This window comes from Saccharicrinis fermentans DSM 9555 = JCM 21142, from assembly GCF_000517085.1.
In the GTDB taxonomy this organism is placed as follows: domain Bacteria; phylum Bacteroidota; class Bacteroidia; order Bacteroidales; family Marinilabiliaceae; genus Saccharicrinis; species Saccharicrinis fermentans.
Genome location: NZ_KI912107.1, coordinates 1,213,984 through 1,237,407, shown reverse-complemented (window position 1 = coordinate 1,237,407; position 23,424 = coordinate 1,213,984). Strand labels below are relative to the sequence as shown.

The following is a 23,424-nucleotide window of genomic DNA, read 5'->3' as shown; positions in this document are numbered from 1 at the left end:
CTAAAAGGTACAAGGTCTTTGATGTATGGAACCTGTTACCTCTTACCTTATTTCGTTTTACTTTTTAGCTAAATTTTGATGCCGATTTTACTTAACTGCTCTGCAATCTCTTTATCCAAAACTTGGGCTTGGTTCATTTGCTCACGTAATCGGGAAGTAAGTGTATCAACTTTTTCCTGAAACGGAATACCATCATCTTCTTCGTCAGGGATTCCCACATAACGCCCAGGTGTTAATACAAACTTGTGTTTTTGTATATCTTCAATGGTCGCCGATTTGCAAAATCCCTTTACATCTTCATATTCGTCACTTTGGTTTAGCCATTTGTGATAAGTATCTGCAATCTTCTTTACATCTTTTTCTTCATCTAATACCCTGTTTTTACGGTTAATCATGTAACCCAATTCAGAAGCATCAATAAATAAAGTTTCGCCATTGCGTTGCTTTTTACCTCTACGCAAAAACCATAAACAAGCAGGGATACCAGTATTAAAGAACAAAGCTTTAGGTAGCATTACAATACATTCTACTAGGTCGTTTTCTACTAACTTTTGGCGTATAGCACCTTCACCACCTGTATTGGAACTTAATGAGCCGTTAGCCAAAACAAACCCAGCATGTCCGCCATCGGGCTTTAAGTGATATAAGAAGTGTTGCACCCATGCAAAGTTAGCATTGCCTGCTGGTGGTACTCCAAATTGCCAACGAGCATCATCATGTAACAATTCACCACTCCAATCACTTACGTTAAAAGGAGGATTAGCAATGATATAATCGGCTTTTAAATCTTTATGCGCATTATTCAGGAATGAACCTTCTGTATTCCACTTAATATTAGAACCATCAATACCACGTATGGCAAGGTTCATACGGCATAAGCGGTAAGTGGTCTGGTTACTTTCCTGTCCATATACCGAAATATCATCCAAACGTCCTTGGTGGCTATCAATAAACTTTTCACTTTGTACAAACATTCCACCGGAACCACAACAAGGGTCATAAACACGTCCTTTGTATGGTTCTAACATTTCCACCAAAAGTTTTACAATACTCTCCGGAGTATAGAACTGTCCACCTTTCTGACCTTCTGCCAAAGCAAACTGACCTAAAAAGTATTCATATACACGTCCAAGCACATCCTGGCTTTTTGCTTTTTCATCGCCCAGTGCTACTGTACCAATGGTATCAATTAAACCGCCCAATGTTTGTGGGTCAAGGTTAGAACGTCCAAAGGTTTTAGGAAGAATCCCTTTCAGTGTAGCATTATCCGCTTCAATCAAATCCATGGCATCGTCAATCAGCTTACCAATGTTTGGCATCTTTGCTTGCGATTGAATAAAAGCCCACCTTGCTTTCTCTGGAACGAAGAATACATTTTCAGCACCATACTCATCTTTGTCCTCAGGGTCAGCACCTGCATATTCGCCCTCTCCGACTACAAGCTTGGCATAATGCTCCTCGAAAGCATCAGAAATATATTTCAAAAAGATTAAGCCCAATACAACATGTTTGTATTCGGCTGCATCAATATTTTTACGCAATTTATCTGCGGTAGTCCACAACTTCTTTTCGAGCGTTTCTTCCACTCCGTTTCCGTTCTTCTTCTTTGCCATTTATTCTTGTATAATATCTTGTTCTACTAATTTTAATGCTTCAAGCCCCAGAGGTTCATTTCGTACCACATCTTTTATCTTATCAGCTAACCATAGAATTACCAGTTCATTTTCTTGAACTTTTAATACTGATGCTAATTGTTTGATGTGTTCACGTTGCGCTCTCCGTTCACCTCTTTCAAGCTTACTCATTAAGGCAGTATCAACCTCTAAAATGGCTGCAATCTGCCTTAATAATAGTCCTTGTTCTTCTCTTAATTCCCTTAACTTTTTGCCAAGTATATTCATTCACAAATTTTTGTCTTGTCACTTTATGTCAAATATATAAAAAAAACTTCAACAAACCAGTTGGTTGCCAGTTGAAATTTTATGTTATTCTCAATTTATGATTATCTAAAGTAGCTAACTTTATTGAAGGGTATTATTTAAGCTTATCAAGCAAGTCAACGATATTACTAAACAATCCTTTCTTTAACGGGGAATCTGCTGTTTGTATTTTCTGCCGTAAGTAATCCTGTGGCACTTGTTTTTTAAATTTAAACCATTATCAAACATTTCAAATACCCAAAAAAAAGGCCTTTACAACAATGTAAAGACCTTTATACCAAACCTAACAATCTATCCTAGCTACCAAACCTCGACTTACCAAACATCCATCGTAAAAACAAAGAAACAAAGTAACTTACTACTGTTCCTATAACAGTATACACTACTGTTTCAACAATATTATGCAAAGTAATACTTTTCACAATAGCAACCAAACTCCCTCCTATAAACCCAACTTTACTATCCATTTGATCCTATTTTAAACACGATACTTTACAAAATTAACTCTCATAACCAAATTATTCAGGTTGGTCTACCGCTACTAACGCAAGTGCCCTGCTATCCTGGCTATTGATAAGATATAACTCATCATTAACCGATTGATAATACATAACTCCAACAATCACAAATACAGGACGAGTACTATTAGCCGAAACACTAGCCGTTTGTTGAACCAAAACTGCTTCTGTTGACGCCATACTAACAGCATCTGCCTCTAACACATCCACCTCATACTCATTATTCTCAAAATCAACTGCTGCCACCCCAATAAGTATTTGTGCCTGGTCAGCACCCTCAACCTGATTCAACTCTAAACTTGGATTACTAAAATCTATAGTAACACTAGCTTCTCCAGAAACCCTATCAAACGCTACAGAATAAGCAGCTTTCACAACATCTTCCAATCCTGTATTCACATTAAACTCAAAACCTTGAATAAGACTTAAGTTACCATCCTGAACAGTCCTCTCTCCTCTCGAATGCACAGTATCAGACTGCACCACTTTCAACATTTGGGTAGTTAACCTACTAGCAACCCTGTTATCTGCAATCGCTGCAACAGGAGCTTTAAATGCAGTACGCAACAATTTACTTGCCTTACCAGCAACCCCAAACTCAGCTCCATTTTCACGGGTACGTGCAAATGCTGGATCCGTTTTAATTCGATCACCATCTACGCCCCCTTTTGTTCGGGCCAAATATTCCCCTCCACTTTTGTAAAAAGAAACATCCCCAATACTTCCTTCTAGTTTCAAAATACTCTTTTGCCTTGCCATAATCAACAAATTTAAACAACACCTTTAATGTAATAGCATTATCACCTTATTTGCAAATTACAGTGTCCAATTTGTCCCTTTTTGACCGTTTTGACCCTAAATTTTCATTATCTTAGAGTATAGATTAAACCATACAAAAGTATGAATACAGTATAGATAAAGCATCGATAATGCATCATGGACATTAAACTAAAACGGATTTGCATTTATCCTAAAGATATTCAAAGAATAACCGGGAAAAGTGAAAAATCCGCTCAACGACTCTTAACAAAAATGAAAAAGGAATTAGGAAAAGAGAAACATCAATTCATCACGGTTAAAGAATTTGCCCAATACTCTGGCATTTCAATTGAAATCATTCAAGAATATCTCTATGATTAAATGATCCCTTTTCCTTATTTATCACTCCCCATTCTCAAATCTCATTCATTTTAGTCCAGTTTATATTCATTCAAAATTTACCTCATCCAAATAGCTTATCCAAACCTCATCGCCTTTTTCTAATGCACTAACAATGATGGGATAAATTCTTTTATAAGCCACTGTACTACTATTAATTCTCCCTGGTTGATTTACATTTGAATAACTCGATTCTCCCACTAGCAGACAACCAGCTGTATCATCATCTGTATTTCCTATATGAATCAGGATATCTGTAAAATTAGGTACGTTGGTAATGTGTAGCATACCTTTGTGAAACTCTGGGAACTTTTGCTTGTAACGCTCATGATGAGAGCCTACTGTTCTGAGTACAACCCGATACCTACCTGCAGGTATCCTGGTTTCTCCATACACTTTCTTCTCCCGATGTTCATCTTCAAGGGTATAACAAGCAAATTTTCGATCCATATACAACAAGCCCAGGGTACTGTCTGCCCCTGAACTATAACGTAAAACTGTTAAATCCATAATAAACTTATATCCTTTGATTAGCAATCGTTTTATTTTTATCTGCCGAACTTTTACTCGATCCAAAAAAGTACGATAGTACCATACTAAACCCTGCAACCAAAGCTCCAAACAATTGATTGACGGGTCCATTATTGGTCACTTTTTGAGCATTATCGCCTAATATCATGATAGAAATCAGGCTAAAAAATCCTATTACGACAACAATCGCCAACGACAACATTAACCAATCACGTTGTCCCGTCGCCTGTGCCAACTGCGTTTCTCTTAAACGTGCACTCTGCTTATCTAGTAAATACGCTTTTGATTCTTCAATCTCTAAGCGAGTTGATTGTAAAGCTAATTTTTGAAGCTCTAACTCTTGATTAAGCTCAAATTCTCTGAGTTTCTCGATGAGGTCAGGCTTTTGAGTTAACTCCTCTAAAAAACCATCGTCATCATTAACCTTTAAACCCAATATCGATTTCACCACTTCAAAAGCCGGCTTGGCTGTTCCTCCAGTAAGTACATTAGCCAATAGAGGAAGTCCTTTTTGTAATAAAGTTGATTTTAATAAATTTTTCTTCATAACAAATCTATTTTATCTACGCTTATCTGGTGCCTCATCCGGAAAAGAAACCACATTCATCATTTCTCTTAAACGGCTTCTTACCCTAACTCCATATTGCTTTTCTATCTCAGTAGCATTTAGGTTTGTAGTTATATGGGTCATCAGATGATCGGAAATAAACAAATCATATCTCGATAATAATATTTCAGACAACACATTGCATTCATTGCCAAAATGTTTTAAGTTTTGCTCCGCTCCCAAGTCATCAAAACAGATGGTCTGTTTTTTCTTTATTCCATGATTAAACTTGAGACTTTTTTTACTATATCTGTCAATTACATCATAACCATCTCTATGAAATTCAAAACTGATATCTCTACATGATTTTATCATATAGCTTTTGCTTTCTGGCAAAATCAACCTCAATAAATGCATCAAAGAAGTTTTTCCTACCCCAATAGGTCCACATAGCATTATGCCTTTTCGCGAATCTAAACCTTCCTCAGCCATTAGATTTTTATCCCGAATCATGTAAACAAACAATTTTCGAATAATAGGCATATCCTCATGCGCTAAACAAAAACAATCACCATATATCTCCCTACCCTTCTTTACTATAAAATCGAGGCTCTTTTGATAGTTATAGACGATACAGTTATCGTGGATATGGTAAAACATCACGCTTATTTTTAATTTCCATATTTAAAAAATTCAAAGAGGTTCATTGTAATTCCGCGCAGAAAAATTCCTTTGTTCCTTCGATGCTATTTTGGCCTGTCCATTGGTTCCTTTCTTCTCAAATGAATTTTCTCGATAACGCTGAATATTGAGCATCCAATTACGAGCAGCTGCTTTCCAATCTTTCATTTCCGATCTACCTCCTACCATCCAGCCATTGCTTTCGTAATAATTAAAAAATCGTTGCGCTTCAATTTCCGAATAACCTTTTTGTTCAAAATAGATTTGAATATGCTCAATTGGTGGTTTCTGAAACGCTTTTTTAGGCTTATCATTCATATTAGTTTCTTTCATCTCATTTTGATTTTCTTCATTACTATATATAGAGTATATATGTTTTATATGTTTATATAAAGGGTTCACTTTTGATATAGGTGGTGTACAGGTACCTATATCAAAAGTGTACAGGTAAACTTTACTAGCTACCTGCGGATCAAAAGAGGGAGTATACTTAATAAAACCACAATCCTCCAATGTTTTAAGAGCCTTGTAGTAAGTATTATTAGACCCAATCTTTGACATAGTTTTTAACTCATCTCGATTTACCCAAATGGGATTATCGAAACGGTTGCGGTTCCATATCCTAAACAGTGAAATATAAAGGCTTACATGATATGCTTTCAGAAGCTTTTCCCTGTCCATTTTCGCAAACGCATCCAGCAAATGTTGGATGAAGTTCATAACCTATTGTTTGAAAAAGCATTACCCACATTTGTTTTGAGTAATCATATTCTGAATATCTTGGTAATCGTAATAGATGGTACCTCCAACTTTCGTATAGGGCAGCATACCACTCACTCGCAAATGTTGAAGTGTACCAGAAGACACATTTAAAAGTTCCTTCACCTCATAGGATTTCAACCATTTCTTTTGCTGACTCCCTGAGTTCTGTTTGAGAAGCTTCTCAAATTCTTCCAGAAGTTCAATTTTAAACTCCCGCAAATCGTCTGTTGTAATAATTTCTGTTGCCATATTTATTGATTAATATTGATATGACACAAAGAAAAATACAAAAGCAATACAAAAACAGTTGTTGGGGGTTGTACAACCCCCAACAACCCCATAGATTATCAACAAGTTACAAGGATATTTTTTTTTAACCACAAACTTTTAAGATACCTAAACCATAAAATGTATATCCAAATCATATCATTCTTCGATGGACCTGAAAAGTTTAAGAAACAGCTGTTTGGTTGATTTATATGTGGAAAGTTCAATATTAAAAAAGTTATTATTTAAGCTCTTATATGATATTTGATGATTATGCTTTGATGCAAAAATCTCAGAAACCAATCTAAAGATTTCTTTTTTGTTATCTGCGTATATAATACCCACTTCAATGAACTGCCTAAGCACACATGCTATCTCAGCAACAGATAAATTAGTCTGTATTTTTTGAGGCCTAATATAGGGTTGCTCCGGTTCCTTTACCTTCTTAACCTCATCAAATATATGAACCTGATAAGTAAATGAATTCATTTCCTTATTGATCCAATTAATAATCGATATTTTTAATTTTTTTGATTTACGCGAAAAACCATCGCCTTTTATCACCATAATCTGCGATACTTGCTTTTTATAACATTGTAACTTTTCAAACACAGCATTCACATTGGTCTCCATGGCTAAATCGCGCTTGATCCATTCAATGATTTGATGATAAACCTCTGTTGAATTAAAATTATACGAAATAATCAGCTTAACTAATTCTTCAAATTTATCACCCATTACATGCTCATTACAAATCTTTGTATTGATCTTAGAAAGTAGTTTATCAATATACCAGATTCTTCTAAACGAACAATTTGTATACCCCAACTCCTTAAAATAATCAACAACCTTCTTTATAGATTCAAGCTTTTCAGCATCAACCTTTAATTTCAATATCTTCTCTACTTTATCTTTAAAACGAACCCTATAGTAATCATAGTAGAGCGCCGGAGCAATCAACTCTTTATCAAAATACTCCGGAAATTGCATATGCAAAAAGTTGATGAAACTAATAAGTGTATTCACAACCCCATAAAAAATATCACCCCAACACCTTGATGAGTAACAACAACAATCAGGTCTATCATGCAAACGCTTTAGCATTCTTATCGAACTACTCTGATACAATCGTACCTGCTGACACACAATACCCGGCAAGGCTTTAGATGCAGCCAAAAGCAACAAACCTTGCTTTAAATCAAATAAACTTATGCTATAAACGAGTTGCTTTTCGTTCTCAAATTGAAATTTAACACCACAGTTTTTAGGGTTGCCGATATACTCAACAACCCTTTCAAATTGTTCCAATAAGTACGGCATTTTTCAGTCTGTTTGAATATAAAATGGTTGATTTGTAGAGATCCCAACCATAAACATAATAATTCAACGACTAAATGCCAACAATACTGATCAAAAATTATCTATTAACATGCCTGTTCAACCCCGTATTATCCTCTTTATTTTGCAACACCTGCTTCAAATCTTTCATATCAGCACTTATCTTATCCTTCAACACCCTCGCATAAATCATGGTTGTCGATAAATTACTATGCCCTAACACCTTACTAACCGTTTCAATAGGCACTCCATTACTCAAGGTAACAGTTGTAGCAAACGTATGTCGAGCCATATGAAACGTTAAAGTCTTAGATATTCCACACAAATCAGCAACCTCTTTCAAATAACTATTCAACCTCTGATTCGATAATCTTGGAAAAACAGTCCCATTATTAACAGCTCTTGGATCATCCATATACTTATTAATAATTCCCCACGCAACGGGTAAAATCGGAATATTAACAACCATATGAGTCTTTTGTCTAATGGTCTGGATCCAATACTCGCCATCAATACCTAAAATCAAATTATCGCGCTTTAAATTATGCACATCGATATAAGACAAACCAGTATAACACGAAAAAACAAATAAATCTTTCACAAACTGCAGCCTTTTAATCCGAAACCTTTTCTCCCTCAATATCTCAAGCTCCCTATCAGTTAAAAACTCGCGATCAACCTTCACGAAAGATAACTTATACTTTTCAAAAGGATCCTTTTCCAGCCAACCTAAACGTACAGCCATACTAGTCACTTTCCGCAACCTTTCCAAATGCTTCATCACCCCATTATTTGATAAAGCCTTATGATGATCTATCGGTTTATAACTTCTCAAATAAGCCTCAAACTCAGTTATAAATTGATAATTTAGATCTCTAAGATAGATATCATCCACCCTCTTAATTTCATTTAGATAAGTTATCAGATACTTCTCTGTCGTAAAATAATTTTTTAGTGTTCCAGGACTCAAAATATTAGACTGTGACTCATTATGATATTGCATAAGATATAAAAGAGTTTTACCCTCCTCTTTACTTCCTAAAAACATATTTTTCAGAATCTCTGCTGTAATTAGCTTTTCTTCATATCTCAACTTTTCATAGATACTATAAATCTTAGTCTTTGCTGAAACTATAGCTCTATTAATACGCAGATAATCTTTCCCGCTCGACTTTACTAAATCACTCTTACGATCCCAAGAAGTTACACTTACACGATGGTTAAAAGAAAAGTCCACTCTCTTAGCATTATAAGATATCCGAAGGTACAATACCCCTATGCTAGGATCATTCTTAGTCGCTCTTATAAAGAACTTTACAAAAAGTAGTTGATTGCCTGACATGACATATAAATTAATTGTGGTTAATAAATCATTTTCATCAGGTTACACCTGAAGTCATTTTTTCACAATCAATATCAATCAAAATCAATGGAAGTTACACTTGGCTTAAAAACGAGTTAAAAACAGAATAAATTATCAACATCTACAAGTGTAACTTAAAAGTATAAAAAACTTAGGTTACACTCAAGTTACACCTCAAATATGTATTATATTAGTTTAAACTAATTTACTAAAAAACAAAAAAGCTTGTAAACCATACAGTTTACAAGCTTTTGATACAAACTAATATTTGTTTCGTCGGGGTGGAGAGATTCGAACTCCCGACCCCCTGGTCCCAAACCAGGTGCGCTAACCGGACTGCGCTACACCCCGAAACAATTACACAATATCATCAAAAAAATCTGTCGGGGTGGAGAGATTCGAACTCCCGACCCCCTGGTCCCAAACCAGGTGCGCTAACCGGACTGCGCTACACCCCGTTGATGTTTTCTTTGATATTACAATAAAAAGCGGAGAGAGGGGGATTCGAACCCCCGGTACAGGGTTACCCGTACGCCAGTTTAGCAAACTGGTGGTTTCAGCCACTCACCCACCTCTCCAATACTACTCAGAGCCTCACTTTTCAAGCTCAGTATGCAACACTTATTTCGTTATTGCGAGTGCAAATGTAGGAAAATGTTTTAATGCTGCAATACATTTTATAAAAAAAAATAGGCAATTTTTCCGCCCTGTCTTGTTCAGTTTTTGTAACAAATTGTATTACAAAAACAAAGGGGCTAACGAAGCCCCTTTGTTTTTTTTTATTTTTTATTCGGTTTGTCCGAAGGTGATTTAGAAATGGCGTCTCTCATGGAAGTATCTGCTTCCACATTTTTCATTTTTAGATAATCCATCACTCCCAAATTACCTTTTCTAAAGGCATCTGCCATGGCCAATGGAACCTCTGCTTCAGCTTCGATCACCTTGGCTCTAGCTTCTTGTGCTTTGGCTTTCATTTCCTGTTCTAATGCCACAGCCATTGCTCTTCGTTCTTCAGCTTTCGCCTGAGCAATATTTTTATCAGCATCAGCCTGGTCTATTTGAAGCACCGCACCAATATTTTTACCTATGTCCACATCCGCAATATCAATAGAAAGAATTTCGAATGCAGTACCTGCATCCAATCCTTTTTCCAAAACTACTTTAGAAATAGAATCCGGGTTTTCCAGTACACCTTTGTGCGACATGGATGATCCAATAGATGACACAATACCTTCACCAACACGGGCAAGAACCGTTTCTTCACCGGCACCCCCCACCAATTGTTTAATACTGGCACGCACAGTTACCCTCGCCTTTGCGATCAACTGAATACCATCCTTTGCAACGGCTGCAACTGGAGGTGTGTCAATCACCTTTGGGTTAACCGACATTTGAACCGCCTCAAACACATCACGTCCGGCCAAATCAATAGCCGTTGCCATTTGAAATGTAAGGTCTATATTTGCCTTTGCAGCAGATACCAATGCATGTACTACACTGGTCACGTGCCCCCCCGCTAAATAGTGGGCCTCCAGTTCATCACGCTTAATGCTATTTATCCCAGCTTTATTGGCTTCAATCAAGGCACGTACAATCACCGAAGGTGGCACTTTACGAACCCGCATCAATACCAACTGAATTAGGGAAATACGCACTCCTGAAACCAAGGCTGAAAACCAAAGTAAGACAGGCACATAATACAGAAATAAAAAAAACAGTACAATAATGACTGCTAACAGGCCAAAAAATCCTAAGCCTTCCATCATAATATCAACTTTTAGGTTTAACGATTATATAAGTTTTAAAAACTTTCTGAACTTCAAGAATTGTATTCTCATCCACAAAATGACCCGGACATCTTGCTTCAATAATAATATTATTTACACTAGCTTTTCCTACTGGATTTAATCGGGTAATGGACACCGCTTCGTCGCCTACACAAATATCCTTATCCTCTTTCACCTCCACCTGACCATCAACAGACGCTTTGAGCATTAATTTATTCCATGTACCAGAACGAAGTGACCAAACGATGGCGAGCACCATAATTAGCATGGTTGCAACTAAGGTAGCATTTCCACCCGTAGTCCCAAACTCATTGTAAGCCATAAAAATTCCAGCACCAATAAATAATGTACCTCCAATGCCAGCAAAGGTAATGCCAGGCAACACAAAAAACTCCAGAACCAATAAGAAGAGCCCCAATAAAATAAGCAGTATAATTACTATGGTAGTCATAAACAGTTAATGAATAGATACGATCAGATTTTTATTTAACAACTTATTTTTCAATGGGACTAAATCAGCAACTTCTCCCACCGCAATTTCACACTGACCTTTGAAATGGGTTAAAAAAGCACATTGCTCGGCTTGGATAGTATCATGGTCACAAACCTCACATAATGTTTTAATTACGTAATCGAAAGAATTCACACTATCATTGTGTAAAATGAGCATTTTTTGTTTTCCAGTACTTTTGTCCAGCTCATCTTTTTTCCATTTTTTACTAAAAGCTACCATCTGCTATAAATTTATGTTACAAAATAGCACTTTTTAATTAAAAAGCCATCTTAATTAAAATTATTCGGTATATTATTTTTGTGGCATTGAACTTTGCTTACCTCCTTTAAAGTAAACAACAAATGCGCCTGTAAAGCCGGCATCAATAATTTCCGGTATCACTTTTTGCGCTTCTTCATACGAATCATAACTTCCTGAAAAATACTTTGTCAAACCTCTCCCTACCAACTCTACTTTAGACACCTCCGGTATTTTATCCAATGCTTCTTGCTTAGGAGGATTTCTAAAAACACCAATCTGAATTTTAAAAACCTCCTCTTCGGTGGCTTTCACTACCTTTTCAGGAACCACATCTACCTCTGGGGCTAGCGCTGGTTCTTTATCTTTCTTCTCAGAAACCTCTCCCCTATGAATTTCGCTATATGATTTTTGTATGACCCCCCGAGGCTCTTTCTTAATCTCATCCACCCTTTCATTGTCTGTATCACTATATAAGTACAATGCCTGTTCCTGTTTCTCAACACCAGCTTTTTTTATGGTACCAGCCCTTTCGTACGACTCAAAATTTAGTCCTTCGGGGCCATTTAAAATACCTTTTGCCTCTCTAAAATACGCATTTCCCTGTTGCGACAACACCAAAATATTTTTACTGTTTGCATCATTTAAATTGCGCGATATATCTTTTAATTTGAGATAATAAATAGGGTATTTTTTATCCAGAGCCTTATGATAAATACGATTAGAAAGAATCTTCAATTCCTTGGACTCTTTCATCATCTGAGCTGTTTTTCCGACCTCGTCATCTCCTAAACTATCTTCCTTTTTCAATATATTTCCCAGCTTCATGGGTTCAGAGTCCTGTACTTGTGTTGAATGCTCCAAAAGACATGCTGATTCTAAATTTAAAATATTAGCCCAAACATACAGCGAATCAGCATAACGCAAGCTAGCTATGTCATTTTCTGAAAACAAGCTTTTATACATATCTGCCCGCTTCGCATAATGCCTCTCAAATTCATCACTAATATGAAAGCTATATTTTTCAGGAACAAAAACACCATCAAAGTTCAATGTAGTAGACTCATCACTCCTACCTCCCAATCCTTCATAATTTCCTTGTTTTATTCTATCTTGAATCTCATTTAATTCTTTTTGTCTCGACAATAAGTACTTTTCTTGAATTTGATCATCTAGCTTGTATACCCTATTCTCCAAATTCAAAATCTCATTCACAATTTTATTCCTATCCGACTCATTGCTCACTCGTTCAAAATCAGCCCTTCTACTTTTCATTAAAAAAGCCAAACTATCTCTTTGTTGATCCATCATATATCCAGCTTTGAACAAAGAAAGAGCTTCAGGATTTAAAAAATTATCGAAATCAACATATTGAAGCGTATCATTGATATCAAAACGGAACAAGCCTTGCTTTTTCGACTCATCTCTCTCCCCTTTGTTAGTTCTTGATCGCCGCCCATTGCCATACTCATCAGACTGATCACTATCTAATTTTAGGCGAGCCGATTCAATTATTTGAATAGGATCATCTACCATGTTTCGCACCTGGCTTCCATCCCATTTTACTTTATAAACCATAACAGTATCTCCTGTGGTTTCTCGATTCGAAGAAAACCAAGCCACTTCATTAAACTCGTCCGAAACAAACAAAAAGTCATCCTCGGGTGAATTAAAAGGAACGCCCATATTAATGGGATCCAAAAACCCCTGCATTTCATTATCGTAATAAACCTTATAAATATCAAAACCTCCAAAACCACCGGGTCTATCCGAGGCAAAATAAAATGTTAATCCGTCGGAAGCCATAAAGGGATAAGCGTCATTATAAGCGGAACTAACAGGCTCTCCTACAATTTCACTATCTCCCCATCCATCCAATAATTTCTGAATTTTATAAATACTCATAGTATCTTCCGAACTTTGAGCCATGGAAAAGTAGACCACATCACCACGTTCTGTTTCAAAAAGAATATGGTTCGGATTAACTCCTGATTCGAAGAAATCACCATTTTTATAAAATCGCCCCACATCCTTAGCAGGAGAATACATCTCCAAAATGTCTTCTCTTGGCACTGATGACCTATCCAATACGCTTAACTCATAAATCTTTGTTGAAATCCTTCTACTATCTCTGCATTGTTCCAGATAATAGTTAGCCTTCTCATTCTTCTCACTATCCGACGACTTACTTTTTAAAAACTTTTCATAATTATGTATGGCTTCCTCAAAACGAAAAGACAACTGATGCGCCCTACCTAAGTAATAACTAACTTTATTACTTACCCTTTTAATTTGGGCAAAATTCAACATTTTTACAGCCTGAGATAAGTCCCCCTTGTTATTTAATAAGCAGATACCCATATAATAATTATATGCTGCATCTTTAGGATATTTTTTCAGTAAATGAGCATATACTAATTGTGCATTTTTAAAATCTTCATTCTTAATATATTCCAAGCCTTTTTTTGGTGTATATACAGACTCTTGCGCCAGTACTGAAGAAAAATTTCCCATTACAACGACCAATAGCCAAAATAAAAATGTGCTTAAATATTTAATCATAACTTCTCTTAAAACTTTTGAAAAACAAATCATCGTCAAAATTATAAATATAAGATCAAATACCTAACAGGGACAAAGGTATTTCATAAAATTACATATGTCTGCACACAATCGTTATTCCGCCATCTCCAATGACATTCCTTCTAAAAATCAATTATTATTTTTAAGACAATCTGCATATATTTATTCTTTCTTAACGACTTGTTGATAACTCTTTTGAACCATACCGTTTATTAATAGTTTTTAAGGAATATATTTGTAATCTTAAATTCAAAAGCATGGATATTTTAAAGGAAGGGGATAAAGCTCCCGCTTTTACCGGAATAAACCAAGACAATCAATTAATTTCATTAAGTGATTTTGCGGGCAAAAAAGTAATTCTCTATTTTTACCCCAAAGACAACACACCAGGTTGTACAGCTGAGTCCTGTAATTTAAATGATAACTATGGTGAACTTAGTCAAAAAGGATTTGAAGTAATTGGTATAAGTCCTGACAGTACAGCCTCACATTTAAAATTTATAGCCAAGCACAATTTGCAATTTAACCTTATTGCAGATACTCAAAAAGAAATACTGGAGTTATATAATGCATGGGGCTTAAAAAAACTATACGGAAAAGAATACATGGGTGTTCTAAGAACTACTTTTATAATCAATGAAGAAGGCATTATTGAAAAGATCATAAAAAAGGTAAAGACAAAAGATCATACCCAACAAATATACAAAGAACTGGAATTAATTTAAAAGATAAATATGGCAGATAAACAAGAAGTTAACAAGGAAAAATTAAAAGCACTGCAACTTACCATGGACAAAATAGATAAAGCCTATGGTAAAGGAACAATCATGAAAATGGGTGAAAATGCCATTGTTGATATTCCTGTTATATCAACAGGTTCATTGTCGTTGGACATGGCTATGGGTGTTGGTGGTTTTCCCAAAGGGAGAGTAATCGAAATATACGGTCCCGAATCATCTGGTAAAACAACATTGGCCATACATGCCATTGCCGAAGCTCAAAAAGCAGGAGGTATTGCAGCCTTTATTGATGCAGAACATGCCTTCGATCGTTTCTACGCAGAAAAATTAGGCGTTGATATAGAAAACTTGTTGATTTCTCAGCCAGATAACGGTGAACAGGCCTTGGAAATTGCCGATCAACTTATTCGTTCTTCTGCAATAGATATCATTGTAGTAGACTCGGTAGCAGCCCTAACACCTAAAGCTGAAATTGAAGGAGAAATGGGAGACTCACGAATGGGACTTCAGGCAAGACTAATGTCACAAGCTTTAAGAAAACTGACATCAACCATTAACAAAACCAATACTTGTTGCATATTCATTAACCAGTTAAGAGAAAAAATTGGGGTTATGTTCGGCAACCCTGAGACAACAACCGGTGGAAATGCACTTAAGTTTTATGCTTCCATAAGGATTGATATCCGCAGGGCCTCCCAAATTAAAGACGGAGAAGATGTGATTGGTAACCACACAAGGGTAAAAGTGGTGAAAAACAAGGTAGCTCCTCCATTTAGAAAAGCAGAATTCGACATCATGTATGGTGAGGGTATTTCTAAAGTTGGTGAAGTTCTTGACCTGGGTGTTGATCTGGAAATCATTAAAAAAAGTGGCTCGTGGTTTAGTTATGGCGAAACTAAATTAGGACAAGGAAGAGAAGCTGTGAAGGGAGTTATCAAAGATAATCCGGAACTAATGGACGAACTGGAACAAAAGATTATAGAGGCCAGTAGTAAAAAATAATTAGTCTTTGCAAGAAAACTCCAAATACTGCGTTATTCTCATTTTTGAAACAGTCATTTACAATCAGTAAACTCCTTGGTTTCAAAAATATCGAAAGCCTTGTCTTTGAAGCTTTCTTATCAAAGACAGAAAAAACAGTAGTTTTCTTGCAGCCACTAATTAAGATAGCATAGACGTCATCTGTTGTCATCCAACTTATATTTAAATATAAGTCTTGATACAAATGCATATTAACTCTTTAATAATAGACGGGCCGGGTTAAAACCCGGCTTTTTTTTTACCATGAAAAAAGAACATCAAAGCATCAAAGGTTATTTATATGTACTTCAAGCGTTTTTAATGTGGGGAGTACTGGCCATATATTGGAAATTACTCAAGAACATTGGAGAATGGGAACTTTTATCGCATAGAGTAATCTGGTCCTTTATTATACTAACCATTTATTTAACTGTTACAAATAACAACCAGTTTAATAGCATATGGAAAAACAAGAGAAATCGTTATTCTCTTTTAACGACTTCTCTCCTAATTGGTATCAATTGGGGAGTATTTATTTATGCAGTCAATACCGATAAAATTGTTCAAGCGGGACTGGGGTATTACATGACCCCTCTGGTAAATATGTTCTTAGGAATTACTGTTTTAAAAGAAAGACTAACGAAAATGAAAACGTTGGCTTTAATCATGGTTTCCGGCTCTATTTTGTTTCTCACTTTAAAAGTTGGAGAGTTTCCTTACATCTCACTTCTTCTGGCATTTTCTTTTGGATTTTATGGTTTGATCAAAAAAACAACCAAAGTAGATACCCTGCCATCCCTGGCCTTTGAAACCACTATCCTTTTACCTTTCGCCATTACATATCAAGCATACCTTTGGTTAACAAATACTATTTCATCATCTATTTTTGAGTTCCCTTCAACTCTTCTACTCATAGGCACCGGCATCATTACCATCATGCCCTTATACTGGTTTACAAAAGGAGCAAAAATAGTAAATCTAACCACCGTTGGATTTTTTCAATACCTGGCACCCACCATCATGTTACTCATTGGCATCTTTATATATCATGAGCCTTTCAAACTAAGCCATGTCGTATCTTTTGCTATTATCTGGCTAGCCATTGCCATCTATGTTTATTCCCTAATTTTGGAAAAAAAAAGACATAAAATGAACCTATAATTTTTTAACACCTCATAACTTATATATTCGTCCATAATTCATGGGGCTATAGTAAATAAATATTATTCTTATAAATATATTTCTACTGTTTTTTCTTTTATTATTTGGTAAAAACTGATAAATTGCCAGTGACATTTTACCAAACTGTTACCCATGATTAATTACAACAACAAAACATTTGTTACGATAAGTAATTCAAGCAGTGGAGACACCACTGAAGAAACCATATATTTTTACAAACAAAGCGGAAATAGAGTTAGCGCCACCTACAAAGGAGGTTATATTAAACTCGGTTTTGTGGAGGCCAGTGCGGATAAATGGGGTAATCTACAAATGCAATACTACCATACCAACATAAAAAATGAATTAATTACAGGCATTTGCGTTTCTACCCCCGAAATAATGTCCAATGGAAAAATTAGAATTATCGAAGATTGGCAATGGACCTGCAAGCACTTCCCCAATGGAAGATCTATTCTAGAGGAGGTGGACCTTAGTGAAAATGATATGCAGTTGTTTTACAATAAAAATCACATAAGTTTATAGCTTCTTTTACTTGGTCACACTTAAATTCGGTATAACAACACAACAGACAAATATCTCAATATCCATCATAAATATAACAATCAGTCTGAACAGAAACATGATCCACTTTCTTTCGACAGATAGATATGAATGCATCCCCTAGGAAATTCTCTGAAGCTGAATATTTGGAACTTTCTAAAACAGGTTTTAAATTGCGCTTCATTTAATCTGCAAGAAGCATTAGAACATCGCAATAAATTTTCTAGTGCATTTTTCTGATTTAATTCTCACTCCATATAAATACAAAATATTTACCTATGAAACTTATACACGTAACATTAATGCTATTGATTATTTTGTGCGCTTGCAACAGTCCACAATCCTCGACTGAAAGTGGCTTTACAAACAAAGGAATAAAACTATATAGCGACAAACTCACACCTGAACTCATATGGCAGTTAGGCAGGGTCGGTAATGTTTCCTTATCACCAGATAAAGAAGAAGTGCTATATACGGTGGCCTATACCAATATAAAAGAAAACAAATCATATACAGACATTTACAAGATCACACTTAAATCTGGCAAAACAACACAACTAACAAATTCCGCAATAAATGAAACAAGTGTGAAATTCAGTCCGGATGGAAGTAAAATTAATTTTCTTTCATCTGAATCAGGATCGGTGCAGTTATGGGAGATGGATCTGAATGCATCTCATAAGAAACAGGTGACCAATATTAAGGGAGGGATCACTAACTATCTGTACTCTCCAGACATGAAACACCTGGCTTTCACAGCATCCGTTCCACTAGATAAAGACATTCATGATTTATATCCCGACCTTCCCTTGGCAGATGCGAGAATTGAAAACGACCTAATGTACCGTCATTGGGACAGTTGGGAAGATGGAGCTTATAGCCATATATTTATCGCAGCAACAGAAGAAGGCATGATAAGTAACAATTACATTGATATCATGAAAAACGAAAGATTTGACTCCCCTTTGAATCCCTTTGGCGGAATAGAACAAATCAACTGGTCAATAGATTCTAAAAAAATTGCCTATTCATGTAAAAAACTATCCGGTAAGGACTATGCCCTTTCCACCAATGCGGATATTTATTTATATAATATTGAAGACAATTCCACTACCAATCTAACCAAAGGAATGGTTGGTTATGATTTAAACCCCACCTTTTCACCCGATGGCAAATATATGGCATGGGAAAGCATGGAAAGAGACGGATACGAAGCAGATAAAAACCGTTTATTTCTACTGGACCTCCGTTCTGGAAAGAAAAAAGATTTGACACTTGATTTCGATCAAAATGTGGGCACTCTGAGCTGGTCTGAAGAAAGTGACAAAATTTGGTTTACCAGCAATCACGAGGGACCGTTCCAGATATATCAGGTGGATCTTTCTTCGGGTCTGATAAATCAAATTACAAAAGGCCGTCAGAATTACACCTCTGTCATGCCCATGCAGCATCAGGTCATCGCCACAAAAACCACCATGAACCACCCCACCGAAATATATTCCATCAACACACAAACAGGTGAGGAGCAAGAATTATCGTTTGTCAACAAAGAGGTGCTATCGCAACTAAAAATGGGTCAGGTAGAAAGTCGATGGATCGAGACCACCGACAAAAAGCAAATGCAAACCTGGATCATCTATCCTCCAGACTTTGATGCGAATAAAAAGTACCCCACCTTGCTATATTGTCAAGGAGGACCTCAAAGTACCATTAGTCAATTTTGGAGCTTACGATGGAATTTTCAATTAATGGCAGCACAAGGATATATTGTAGTTGCCCCTAACAGACATGGACTACCTGGATTTGGACAAGAATGGAATGAACAAATAAGCGGTGATTATGGCGGACAAAACATGAAAGACTACCTTACTGCCATTGATGTTATGGCCAAAGAACCTTATGTAGATCAAGATCGATTGGGAGCCATTGGTGCCAGCTATGGAGGTTTCTCTGTTTACTGGTTGGCCGGAAATCATAACAAACGTTTTAAAGCATTTGTGGCACATTGCGGAATATTCAACTTTGAACAAATGTACTCCACCACAGAAGAGATGTTTTTTGTAAACTTCGATATGAAAGGCCCTTATTGGGAAAAAGATAACAAAATAGCCCAAAACACCTATGCCAATTCACCCCATAAGTTTGTGGCTAATTGGGATACCCCTATCCTTGTTATCCATGGACAAAAAGATTTTAGAATACCATATACCCAAGGTATGGGCGCCTATAACACAGCCAAATTAAGAGATATTCCAGCTCGTTTTCTGTATTTTCCAGAAGAAAGTCATTGGGTGCTGTCGCCACAAAACGGTATTCTTTGGCACAGGGAGTTTTTTAGATGGCTCGACACGTACCTAAAGTAAAATAAACATTTTCTTTACTTTTCGGTTCACAATACATGCTTTCCACTAAAAATTACGAAGGCAGAAATAGACACTTTACAATGAATAAGAATATGCGTTTTTTAATCTTCTTTGGAATAATATTGGGAATTCATTTTTTGGTCAACTTTTATATATACAAAAGAGGCGTTCAGGGATTAGGGGCAATGCCCCAACTCCTTCCCTATTTACGAGGAATCATGTTATTCCTCACACTAGCCTATCCCGCTGGTCGTTTCTTAGAAAAAATATGGTATTCTCCCATTTCTTCCTTTATTCATTGGAGTGGCGCCTTTTGGTTTGCCGGAATGCTCTATTTTGTCTTAATTATTTTTACCCTGGACTTATTTAGATGGAGTAATATGTTGTTTCATTTTATGCCTGACAAGCTAAGCAGTAATTATACCCACATAAAACTCATCACCACCTATGTCGCAAGTGCCTTGGTGGTGGTGACTGTTTTACTGGGACATATAAACGCATGGACACCTAAAATTGTAAAAAAAACAATTCACATACACAAAGCGGGAGGTGAGCGAAAAACACTTAAGATCGTAGCTGCATCGGACATTCACTTAGGAACCATCATTGGCCCAAGAAAAACGGCTAAATTAGTAAACACCATCAATTCATTAAAGCCCGACATTATTTTGTTTGCAGGAGATGTGGTCGATGAAGATGTCAAACCTGTTATTGAGCAAAACTTAGGTAAAAACCTATTACACCTAAAAGCTCCATTGGGTGTATATGCTTCTACCGGAAACCATGAATATATTGGTGGAGCAGAAGAAGCCGTTCAATATCTTGAAAGTCATGGTATAAACATACTTCGAGATGAAACCGTCTTTTTAGATAGCTGCTTTTACCTGGTAGGTAGAGAGGATAAAGAAAAAACCTCATTCACCAGTGTACCCCGAAAAACCGTTCGCGAATTACTATCTCCTCTTGACAAGCAAAAACCAATCATATTACTTGATCATCAACCATTCCATCTGGAGTTGGCCCAAGAAGCCGGTGTAGACTTACAAATCAGCGGCCACACACATCATGGTCAATTATGGCCCTTAGGTTATATTACGCAAAAAATATTTGAAGTTAGCCGAGGTTATAAACAAAAGGGAAATACACATTTTTATGTAAGCACAGGTTATGGTACCTGGGGGCCTCCGGTACGCATAGGAAATAGACCTGAAATATTAGCCTTTACGTTGGAGTTCGAATAAGATATCCATCAGCTACTAATTCCTTGTTCTTACTTTAAATAAAAAAATCAGATATCGGCGAAACTACATTTTTATGACACCGTGCATGAATAAATATAGCATTTCTTTTGCTCTATTAGGTACGTCTATGCTTTTATAACGTTAATTTGTCTTAAAATTATCGTCACAATCTTCTTTTGAATTTGGAAGTATTACTTTTGTGCTCTCAAATACAAAACGCAACGCTGGTGCATTTAATGTTTCACATATCTTCTGCGTAAGAAAGCCTTTCGTACAGCTTTCTTCATCCTGCTAATTTCCGTATTGTAGTCAAGCGAGCACATCACTTATTCTGATTTTACAGGTAGTAGCAGTTGATAACTTTCAATTTTGCACTATTCTATTTTATAAACCTTTATTACGTCTATAATGAACAAGACATTTAGTCCTAAGTTTTTCACGTTGATTAAAACTGGACTCAACAAAAAACAGATCACATCAGATATTATGGCCGGCATCGTTGTCGGTATAGTAGCTTTGCCTTTAGCAATTGCCTTTGCGGTAGCCTCAGGTGTTTCACCGGAAAAAGGTTTAATAACAGCTGTTGTCGCCGGGTTTATCATTGCCATGTTAGGAGGTAGTCGCGTTCAGATCGGTGGACCTACCGGCGCATTTATTGTCATCGTATTTGGCATCCTTCAACAATACGGTATAAATGGATTGATGATATCCACCATTTTTGCCGGTATCCTGTTAATTATATTCGGATTACTCAAACTAGGCACCTTACTTAAATACATCCCCCAACCACTAATTGTAGGCTTTACCAGTGGTATTGCACTGGTAATATTTTCTACTCAAATTAAAGATGCATTAGGATTAAATGTTGAGCATGTACCTTCGGACTTTATCGAAAAATGGAGTGTTTTCTTTTCCAATATGCACAGCACTAATTTTTATGCTTTAGGTATTACTGTGGTCACCATTCTACTTTCTGTTTATTCCAGAAAAATAGTTTCTAAAGTACCTGGATCATTTATAGCCATCATTGTGATGACTGTTTTAGTACAGCTATTAGATCTACCTGTGACTACTATTGAGACCTTTTTTGGAGATATACCCAATAAAATATCCTTTGCCTTACCTTCGTTTCAAGTAGACGGACTTTCACAATATATTGAGCCAGCCATCACCATAGCACTATTAGGAGGTATTGAATCCTTACTGTCTGCTGTGGTTGCAGATGGTATGATTGGAGGAAAGCACCGTTCGAATACAGAATTAATCGCACAGGGCGTAGCCAACGTATTCACACCCTTCTTTGGTGGTATTCCAGCCACGGGCGCCATTGCCAGAACCGCTACCAACATAAAAAACGGAGGAAGAACACCCATTGCAGGAATCGTTCACGCCATTACACTTTTGGTCATTATGCTTTTCTTTGGAAAATGGGCGAAACTGATTCCTATGTCATGTTTGGCTGGTATTTTGATTGTCGTAGCCTATAACATGAGTGAATGGCGTTCCTTCGCATCCATCTTAAAAGCCTCTTGGTTCGACATCATCATATTGATTACCACTTTTTTACTTACAGTACTCGTGGATTTGACCGTTGCCATTGAGGTTGGCGTGGTATTATCAGCTATTTTGTTTATGAAACGAATGTCAGACATCGCAGAAAAAAAGATTGGTCATGGAGTAGATACTGATGTGATTGAAGACTATTCCGATATTCCTGATGGAGTTACTATTTACGAAATTAGCGGTCCTCTATTTTTTGGAACAGCCAAAACCTATACTCGTGTAATAGAGAGCATTGGGTTAAAACATAAAATACTCATTATTAGAATGAGACATGTGTCATTTGTTGATCAAACAGCTATCCACAATTTCAAGAGCACCATCAAGACTTTACAAAAGTCCAATGTATTAATCATACTTTCAGGTGTAAATGAAGATGTTAGCAAAACATTTACCAAAAGTGATATTATACGTAAAATTGGGGAAAATAATATATTTGAACGCTTTGAAGATGCCGTTCTTCATGCCAAAAACAAAATATCCTAAAGTGATGATCATAAAATACCTCAGTTTAGCGAAATTTTGATACTTTTACCCATCAATTTTAAA

General features: G+C 36.3%; 23 protein-coding genes and 3 tRNA genes. 8 read left to right on the top strand and 18 right to left on the bottom strand.

The features are described 5' to 3' along the window. Positions 1-68: 68 nt before the first annotated feature. The 4 genes from CYTFE_RS0105050 to CYTFE_RS0105035 form a co-directional block, all read right to left on the bottom strand. Positions 69-1,613, bottom strand: coding sequence for a class I SAM-dependent DNA methyltransferase (locus tag CYTFE_RS0105050; RefSeq protein ID WP_027470930.1), 1,545 nt, complete (start codon positions 1,611-1,613; stop codon positions 69-71). Then, entirely contained in the window at positions 1,614-1,901 is a 288-nt protein-coding gene (locus tag CYTFE_RS0105045; RefSeq protein ID WP_027470929.1) for a helix-turn-helix domain-containing protein, read from the bottom strand. Positions 1,902-2,236: 335 nt separating this feature from the next. Next, positions 2,237-2,407 carry a hypothetical protein gene (locus CYTFE_RS29815; protein WP_154665618.1) on the bottom strand — a complete coding sequence of 57 codons (171 nt, stop codon included), beginning with the start codon at positions 2,405-2,407 and terminating at the stop codon, positions 2,237-2,239. 51 nt (positions 2,408-2,458) lie between these two features. Next, a complete protein-coding gene (locus tag CYTFE_RS0105035; RefSeq protein WP_027470928.1) occupies positions 2,459-3,217 on the bottom strand; it encodes a hypothetical protein in 759 nt (252 codons plus the stop codon). A 177-nt stretch (positions 3,218-3,394) separates the two neighbouring features. On the opposite strand from CYTFE_RS0105035, the gene CYTFE_RS0105030 reads away from it, so the two are divergent. Then, positions 3,395-3,598 (top strand): hypothetical protein, encoded by a 204-nt coding sequence (locus tag CYTFE_RS0105030; RefSeq protein ID WP_235208338.1) that lies wholly within the window; start codon positions 3,395-3,397, stop codon positions 3,596-3,598. Positions 3,599-3,664: 66 nt separating this feature from the next. On the opposite strand, the gene CYTFE_RS0105025 is transcribed toward CYTFE_RS0105030, so the two are convergent. The 14 genes from CYTFE_RS0105025 to CYTFE_RS0104960 all read right to left on the bottom strand — a co-directional run bounded on the left by CYTFE_RS0105025 (position 3,665) and on the right by CYTFE_RS0104960 (position 14,205). Beyond that, positions 3,665-4,126, bottom strand: coding sequence for a DUF5675 family protein (locus tag CYTFE_RS0105025; RefSeq protein ID WP_027470926.1), 462 nt, complete (start codon positions 4,124-4,126; stop codon positions 3,665-3,667). 7 nt (positions 4,127-4,133) lie between these two features. Further along, positions 4,134-4,694 carry a hypothetical protein gene (locus CYTFE_RS0105020; protein ID WP_027470925.1) on the bottom strand — a complete coding sequence of 187 codons (561 nt, stop codon included), beginning with the start codon at positions 4,692-4,694 and terminating at the stop codon, positions 4,134-4,136. A gap of 12 nt (positions 4,695-4,706) precedes the next feature. Beyond that, the gene (locus CYTFE_RS0105015) at positions 4,707-5,354 is read right to left on the bottom strand and encodes a P-loop NTPase family protein (RefSeq protein ID WP_027470924.1); all 648 of its coding nucleotides are present in this window, start codon (positions 5,352-5,354) and stop codon (positions 4,707-4,709) included. A 33-nt stretch (positions 5,355-5,387) separates the two neighbouring features. Next, positions 5,388-6,095 (bottom strand): hypothetical protein, encoded by a 708-nt coding sequence (locus tag CYTFE_RS0105010; RefSeq protein ID WP_027470923.1) that lies wholly within the window; start codon positions 6,093-6,095, stop codon positions 5,388-5,390. Positions 6,096-6,116: 21 nt separating this feature from the next. Further along, positions 6,117-6,386: a helix-turn-helix domain-containing protein gene (locus CYTFE_RS0105005; protein WP_027470922.1), complete on the bottom strand. Its 270-nt coding sequence runs from the start codon at positions 6,384-6,386 to the stop codon at positions 6,117-6,119. Positions 6,387-6,563: 177 nt separating this feature from the next. After that, positions 6,564-7,724 carry a hypothetical protein gene (locus CYTFE_RS0105000; RefSeq protein ID WP_027470921.1) on the bottom strand — a complete coding sequence of 387 codons (1,161 nt, stop codon included), beginning with the start codon at positions 7,722-7,724 and terminating at the stop codon, positions 6,564-6,566. Between the two features lie 97 nt (positions 7,725-7,821). After that, entirely contained in the window at positions 7,822-9,084 is a 1,263-nt protein-coding gene (locus CYTFE_RS25035; protein WP_044213848.1) for a site-specific integrase, read from the bottom strand. 297 nt (positions 9,085-9,381) lie between these two features. Further along, a tRNA-Pro gene (locus tag CYTFE_RS0104990) sits at positions 9,382-9,456 on the bottom strand. Positions 9,457-9,488: 32 nt separating this feature from the next. Beyond that, a tRNA-Pro gene (locus CYTFE_RS0104985) sits at positions 9,489-9,563 on the bottom strand. Between the two features lie 31 nt (positions 9,564-9,594). After that, a tRNA-Ser gene (locus CYTFE_RS0104980) sits at positions 9,595-9,683 on the bottom strand. A gap of 201 nt (positions 9,684-9,884) precedes the next feature. Next, positions 9,885-10,871, bottom strand: a complete 987-nt coding sequence (floA, locus tag CYTFE_RS0104975; RefSeq protein WP_304611197.1) for a flotillin-like protein FloA — start codon at positions 10,869-10,871, stop codon at positions 9,885-9,887. A 4-nt stretch (positions 10,872-10,875) separates the two neighbouring features. Beyond that, positions 10,876-11,343 carry an NfeD family protein gene (locus CYTFE_RS0104970; protein WP_044213847.1) on the bottom strand — a complete coding sequence of 156 codons (468 nt, stop codon included), beginning with the start codon at positions 11,341-11,343 and terminating at the stop codon, positions 10,876-10,878. A 6-nt stretch (positions 11,344-11,349) separates the two neighbouring features. Next, positions 11,350-11,625 (bottom strand): ATP-dependent Clp protease adaptor ClpS, encoded by a 276-nt coding sequence (locus tag CYTFE_RS0104965; RefSeq protein WP_027470918.1) that lies wholly within the window; start codon positions 11,623-11,625, stop codon positions 11,350-11,352. Positions 11,626-11,697: 72 nt separating this feature from the next. Next, a complete protein-coding gene (locus tag CYTFE_RS0104960) occupies positions 11,698-14,205 on the bottom strand; it encodes a PD40 domain-containing protein (RefSeq protein WP_162150067.1) in 2,508 nt (835 codons plus the stop codon). Positions 14,206-14,483: 278 nt separating this feature from the next. Here CYTFE_RS0104960 and bcp point away from each other — a divergent pair, with 278 nt between their 5' ends. The 7 genes from bcp to CYTFE_RS0104920 all read left to right on the top strand — a co-directional run bounded on the left by bcp (position 14,484) and on the right by CYTFE_RS0104920 (position 23,361). Continuing rightward, positions 14,484-14,951: a thioredoxin-dependent thiol peroxidase gene (gene bcp / locus CYTFE_RS0104955; protein WP_027470916.1), complete on the top strand. Its 468-nt coding sequence runs from the start codon at positions 14,484-14,486 to the stop codon at positions 14,949-14,951. Between the two features lie 9 nt (positions 14,952-14,960). Beyond that, the gene (gene recA, locus CYTFE_RS0104950; protein ID WP_027470915.1) at positions 14,961-15,968 is read left to right on the top strand and encodes a recombinase RecA; all 1,008 of its coding nucleotides are present in this window, start codon (positions 14,961-14,963) and stop codon (positions 15,966-15,968) included. 282 nt (positions 15,969-16,250) lie between these two features. After that, complete coding sequence (rarD, locus tag CYTFE_RS0104940) at positions 16,251-17,147, top strand: EamA family transporter RarD (RefSeq protein ID WP_027470913.1); 897 nt, start codon at positions 16,251-16,253, stop codon at positions 17,145-17,147. Between the two features lie 153 nt (positions 17,148-17,300). Continuing rightward, complete coding sequence (locus CYTFE_RS25030) at positions 17,301-17,693, top strand: VOC family protein (RefSeq protein ID WP_044213842.1); 393 nt, start codon at positions 17,301-17,303, stop codon at positions 17,691-17,693. 296 nt (positions 17,694-17,989) lie between these two features. Continuing rightward, positions 17,990-20,074 carry a S9 family peptidase gene (locus CYTFE_RS0104930; RefSeq protein WP_027470912.1) on the top strand — a complete coding sequence of 695 codons (2,085 nt, stop codon included), beginning with the start codon at positions 17,990-17,992 and terminating at the stop codon, positions 20,072-20,074. A gap of 80 nt (positions 20,075-20,154) precedes the next feature. Next, positions 20,155-21,315, top strand: a complete 1,161-nt coding sequence (locus CYTFE_RS0104925; RefSeq protein WP_052343000.1) for a metallophosphoesterase — start codon at positions 20,155-20,157, stop codon at positions 21,313-21,315. 408 nt (positions 21,316-21,723) lie between these two features. Then, on the top strand, positions 21,724-23,361 hold the full coding sequence (locus CYTFE_RS0104920) for a SulP family inorganic anion transporter (RefSeq protein WP_044262582.1): 1,638 nt from the start codon (positions 21,724-21,726) through the stop codon (positions 23,359-23,361). Positions 23,362-23,424: the final 63 nt, after the last annotated feature.

Bases quoted from the DNA above. Each gene is read 5' to 3' on its own strand.
- CYTFE_RS0105045 (WP_027470929.1), bottom strand. From the start codon at position 1,901: ATGAATATACTTGGCAAAAAGTTAAGGGAATTAAGAGAAGAACAAGGA.
- CYTFE_RS29815 (WP_154665618.1), bottom strand. From the start codon at position 2,407: ATGGATAGTAAAGTTGGGTTTATAGGAGGGAGTTTGGTTGCTATTGTG.
- CYTFE_RS0105025 (WP_027470926.1), bottom strand. From the start codon at position 4,126: ATGGATTTAACAGTTTTACGTTATAGTTCAGGGGCAGACAGTACCCTG.
- bcp (WP_027470916.1), top strand. From the start codon at position 14,484: ATGGATATTTTAAAGGAAGGGGATAAAGCTCCCGCTTTTACCGGAATA.
- recA (WP_027470915.1), top strand. From the start codon at position 14,961: ATGGCAGATAAACAAGAAGTTAACAAGGAAAAATTAAAAGCACTGCAA.
- CYTFE_RS0104970 (WP_044213847.1), bottom strand. From the start codon at position 11,343: ATGACTACCATAGTAATTATACTGCTTATTTTATTGGGGCTCTTCTTA.
- CYTFE_RS0105000 (WP_027470921.1), bottom strand. From the start codon at position 7,724: ATGCCGTACTTATTGGAACAATTTGAAAGGGTTGTTGAGTATATCGGC.
- CYTFE_RS0105030 (WP_235208338.1), top strand. From the start codon at position 3,395: ATGGACATTAAACTAAAACGGATTTGCATTTATCCTAAAGATATTCAA.
- CYTFE_RS0105020 (WP_027470925.1), bottom strand. From the start codon at position 4,694: ATGAAGAAAAATTTATTAAAATCAACTTTATTACAAAAAGGACTTCCT.
- CYTFE_RS0104960 (WP_162150067.1), bottom strand. From the start codon at position 14,205: ATGATTAAATATTTAAGCACATTTTTATTTTGGCTATTGGTCGTTGTA.
- CYTFE_RS0104920 (WP_044262582.1), top strand. From the start codon at position 21,724: ATGAACAAGACATTTAGTCCTAAGTTTTTCACGTTGATTAAAACTGGA.
- CYTFE_RS0105050 (WP_027470930.1), bottom strand. From the start codon at position 1,613: ATGGCAAAGAAGAAGAACGGAAACGGAGTGGAAGAAACGCTCGAAAAG.
- CYTFE_RS0105035 (WP_027470928.1), bottom strand. From the start codon at position 3,217: ATGGCAAGGCAAAAGAGTATTTTGAAACTAGAAGGAAGTATTGGGGAT.
- rarD (WP_027470913.1), top strand. From the start codon at position 16,251: ATGAAAAAAGAACATCAAAGCATCAAAGGTTATTTATATGTACTTCAA.
- CYTFE_RS0105010 (WP_027470923.1), bottom strand. From the start codon at position 6,095: ATGAACTTCATCCAACATTTGCTGGATGCGTTTGCGAAAATGGACAGG.
- floA (WP_304611197.1), bottom strand. From the start codon at position 10,871: ATGATGGAAGGCTTAGGATTTTTTGGCCTGTTAGCAGTCATTATTGTA.
- CYTFE_RS0104930 (WP_027470912.1), top strand. From the start codon at position 17,990: ATGAAACTTATACACGTAACATTAATGCTATTGATTATTTTGTGCGCT.
- CYTFE_RS0104965 (WP_027470918.1), bottom strand. From the start codon at position 11,625: ATGGTAGCTTTTAGTAAAAAATGGAAAAAAGATGAGCTGGACAAAAGT.
- CYTFE_RS0104925 (WP_052343000.1), top strand. From the start codon at position 20,155: ATGAATAAGAATATGCGTTTTTTAATCTTCTTTGGAATAATATTGGGA.
- CYTFE_RS0105015 (WP_027470924.1), bottom strand. From the start codon at position 5,354: ATGTTTTACCATATCCACGATAACTGTATCGTCTATAACTATCAAAAG.
- CYTFE_RS0105005 (WP_027470922.1), bottom strand. From the start codon at position 6,386: ATGGCAACAGAAATTATTACAACAGACGATTTGCGGGAGTTTAAAATT.
- CYTFE_RS25030 (WP_044213842.1), top strand. From the start codon at position 17,301: ATGATTAATTACAACAACAAAACATTTGTTACGATAAGTAATTCAAGC.
- CYTFE_RS25035 (WP_044213848.1), bottom strand. From the start codon at position 9,084: ATGTCAGGCAATCAACTACTTTTTGTAAAGTTCTTTATAAGAGCGACT.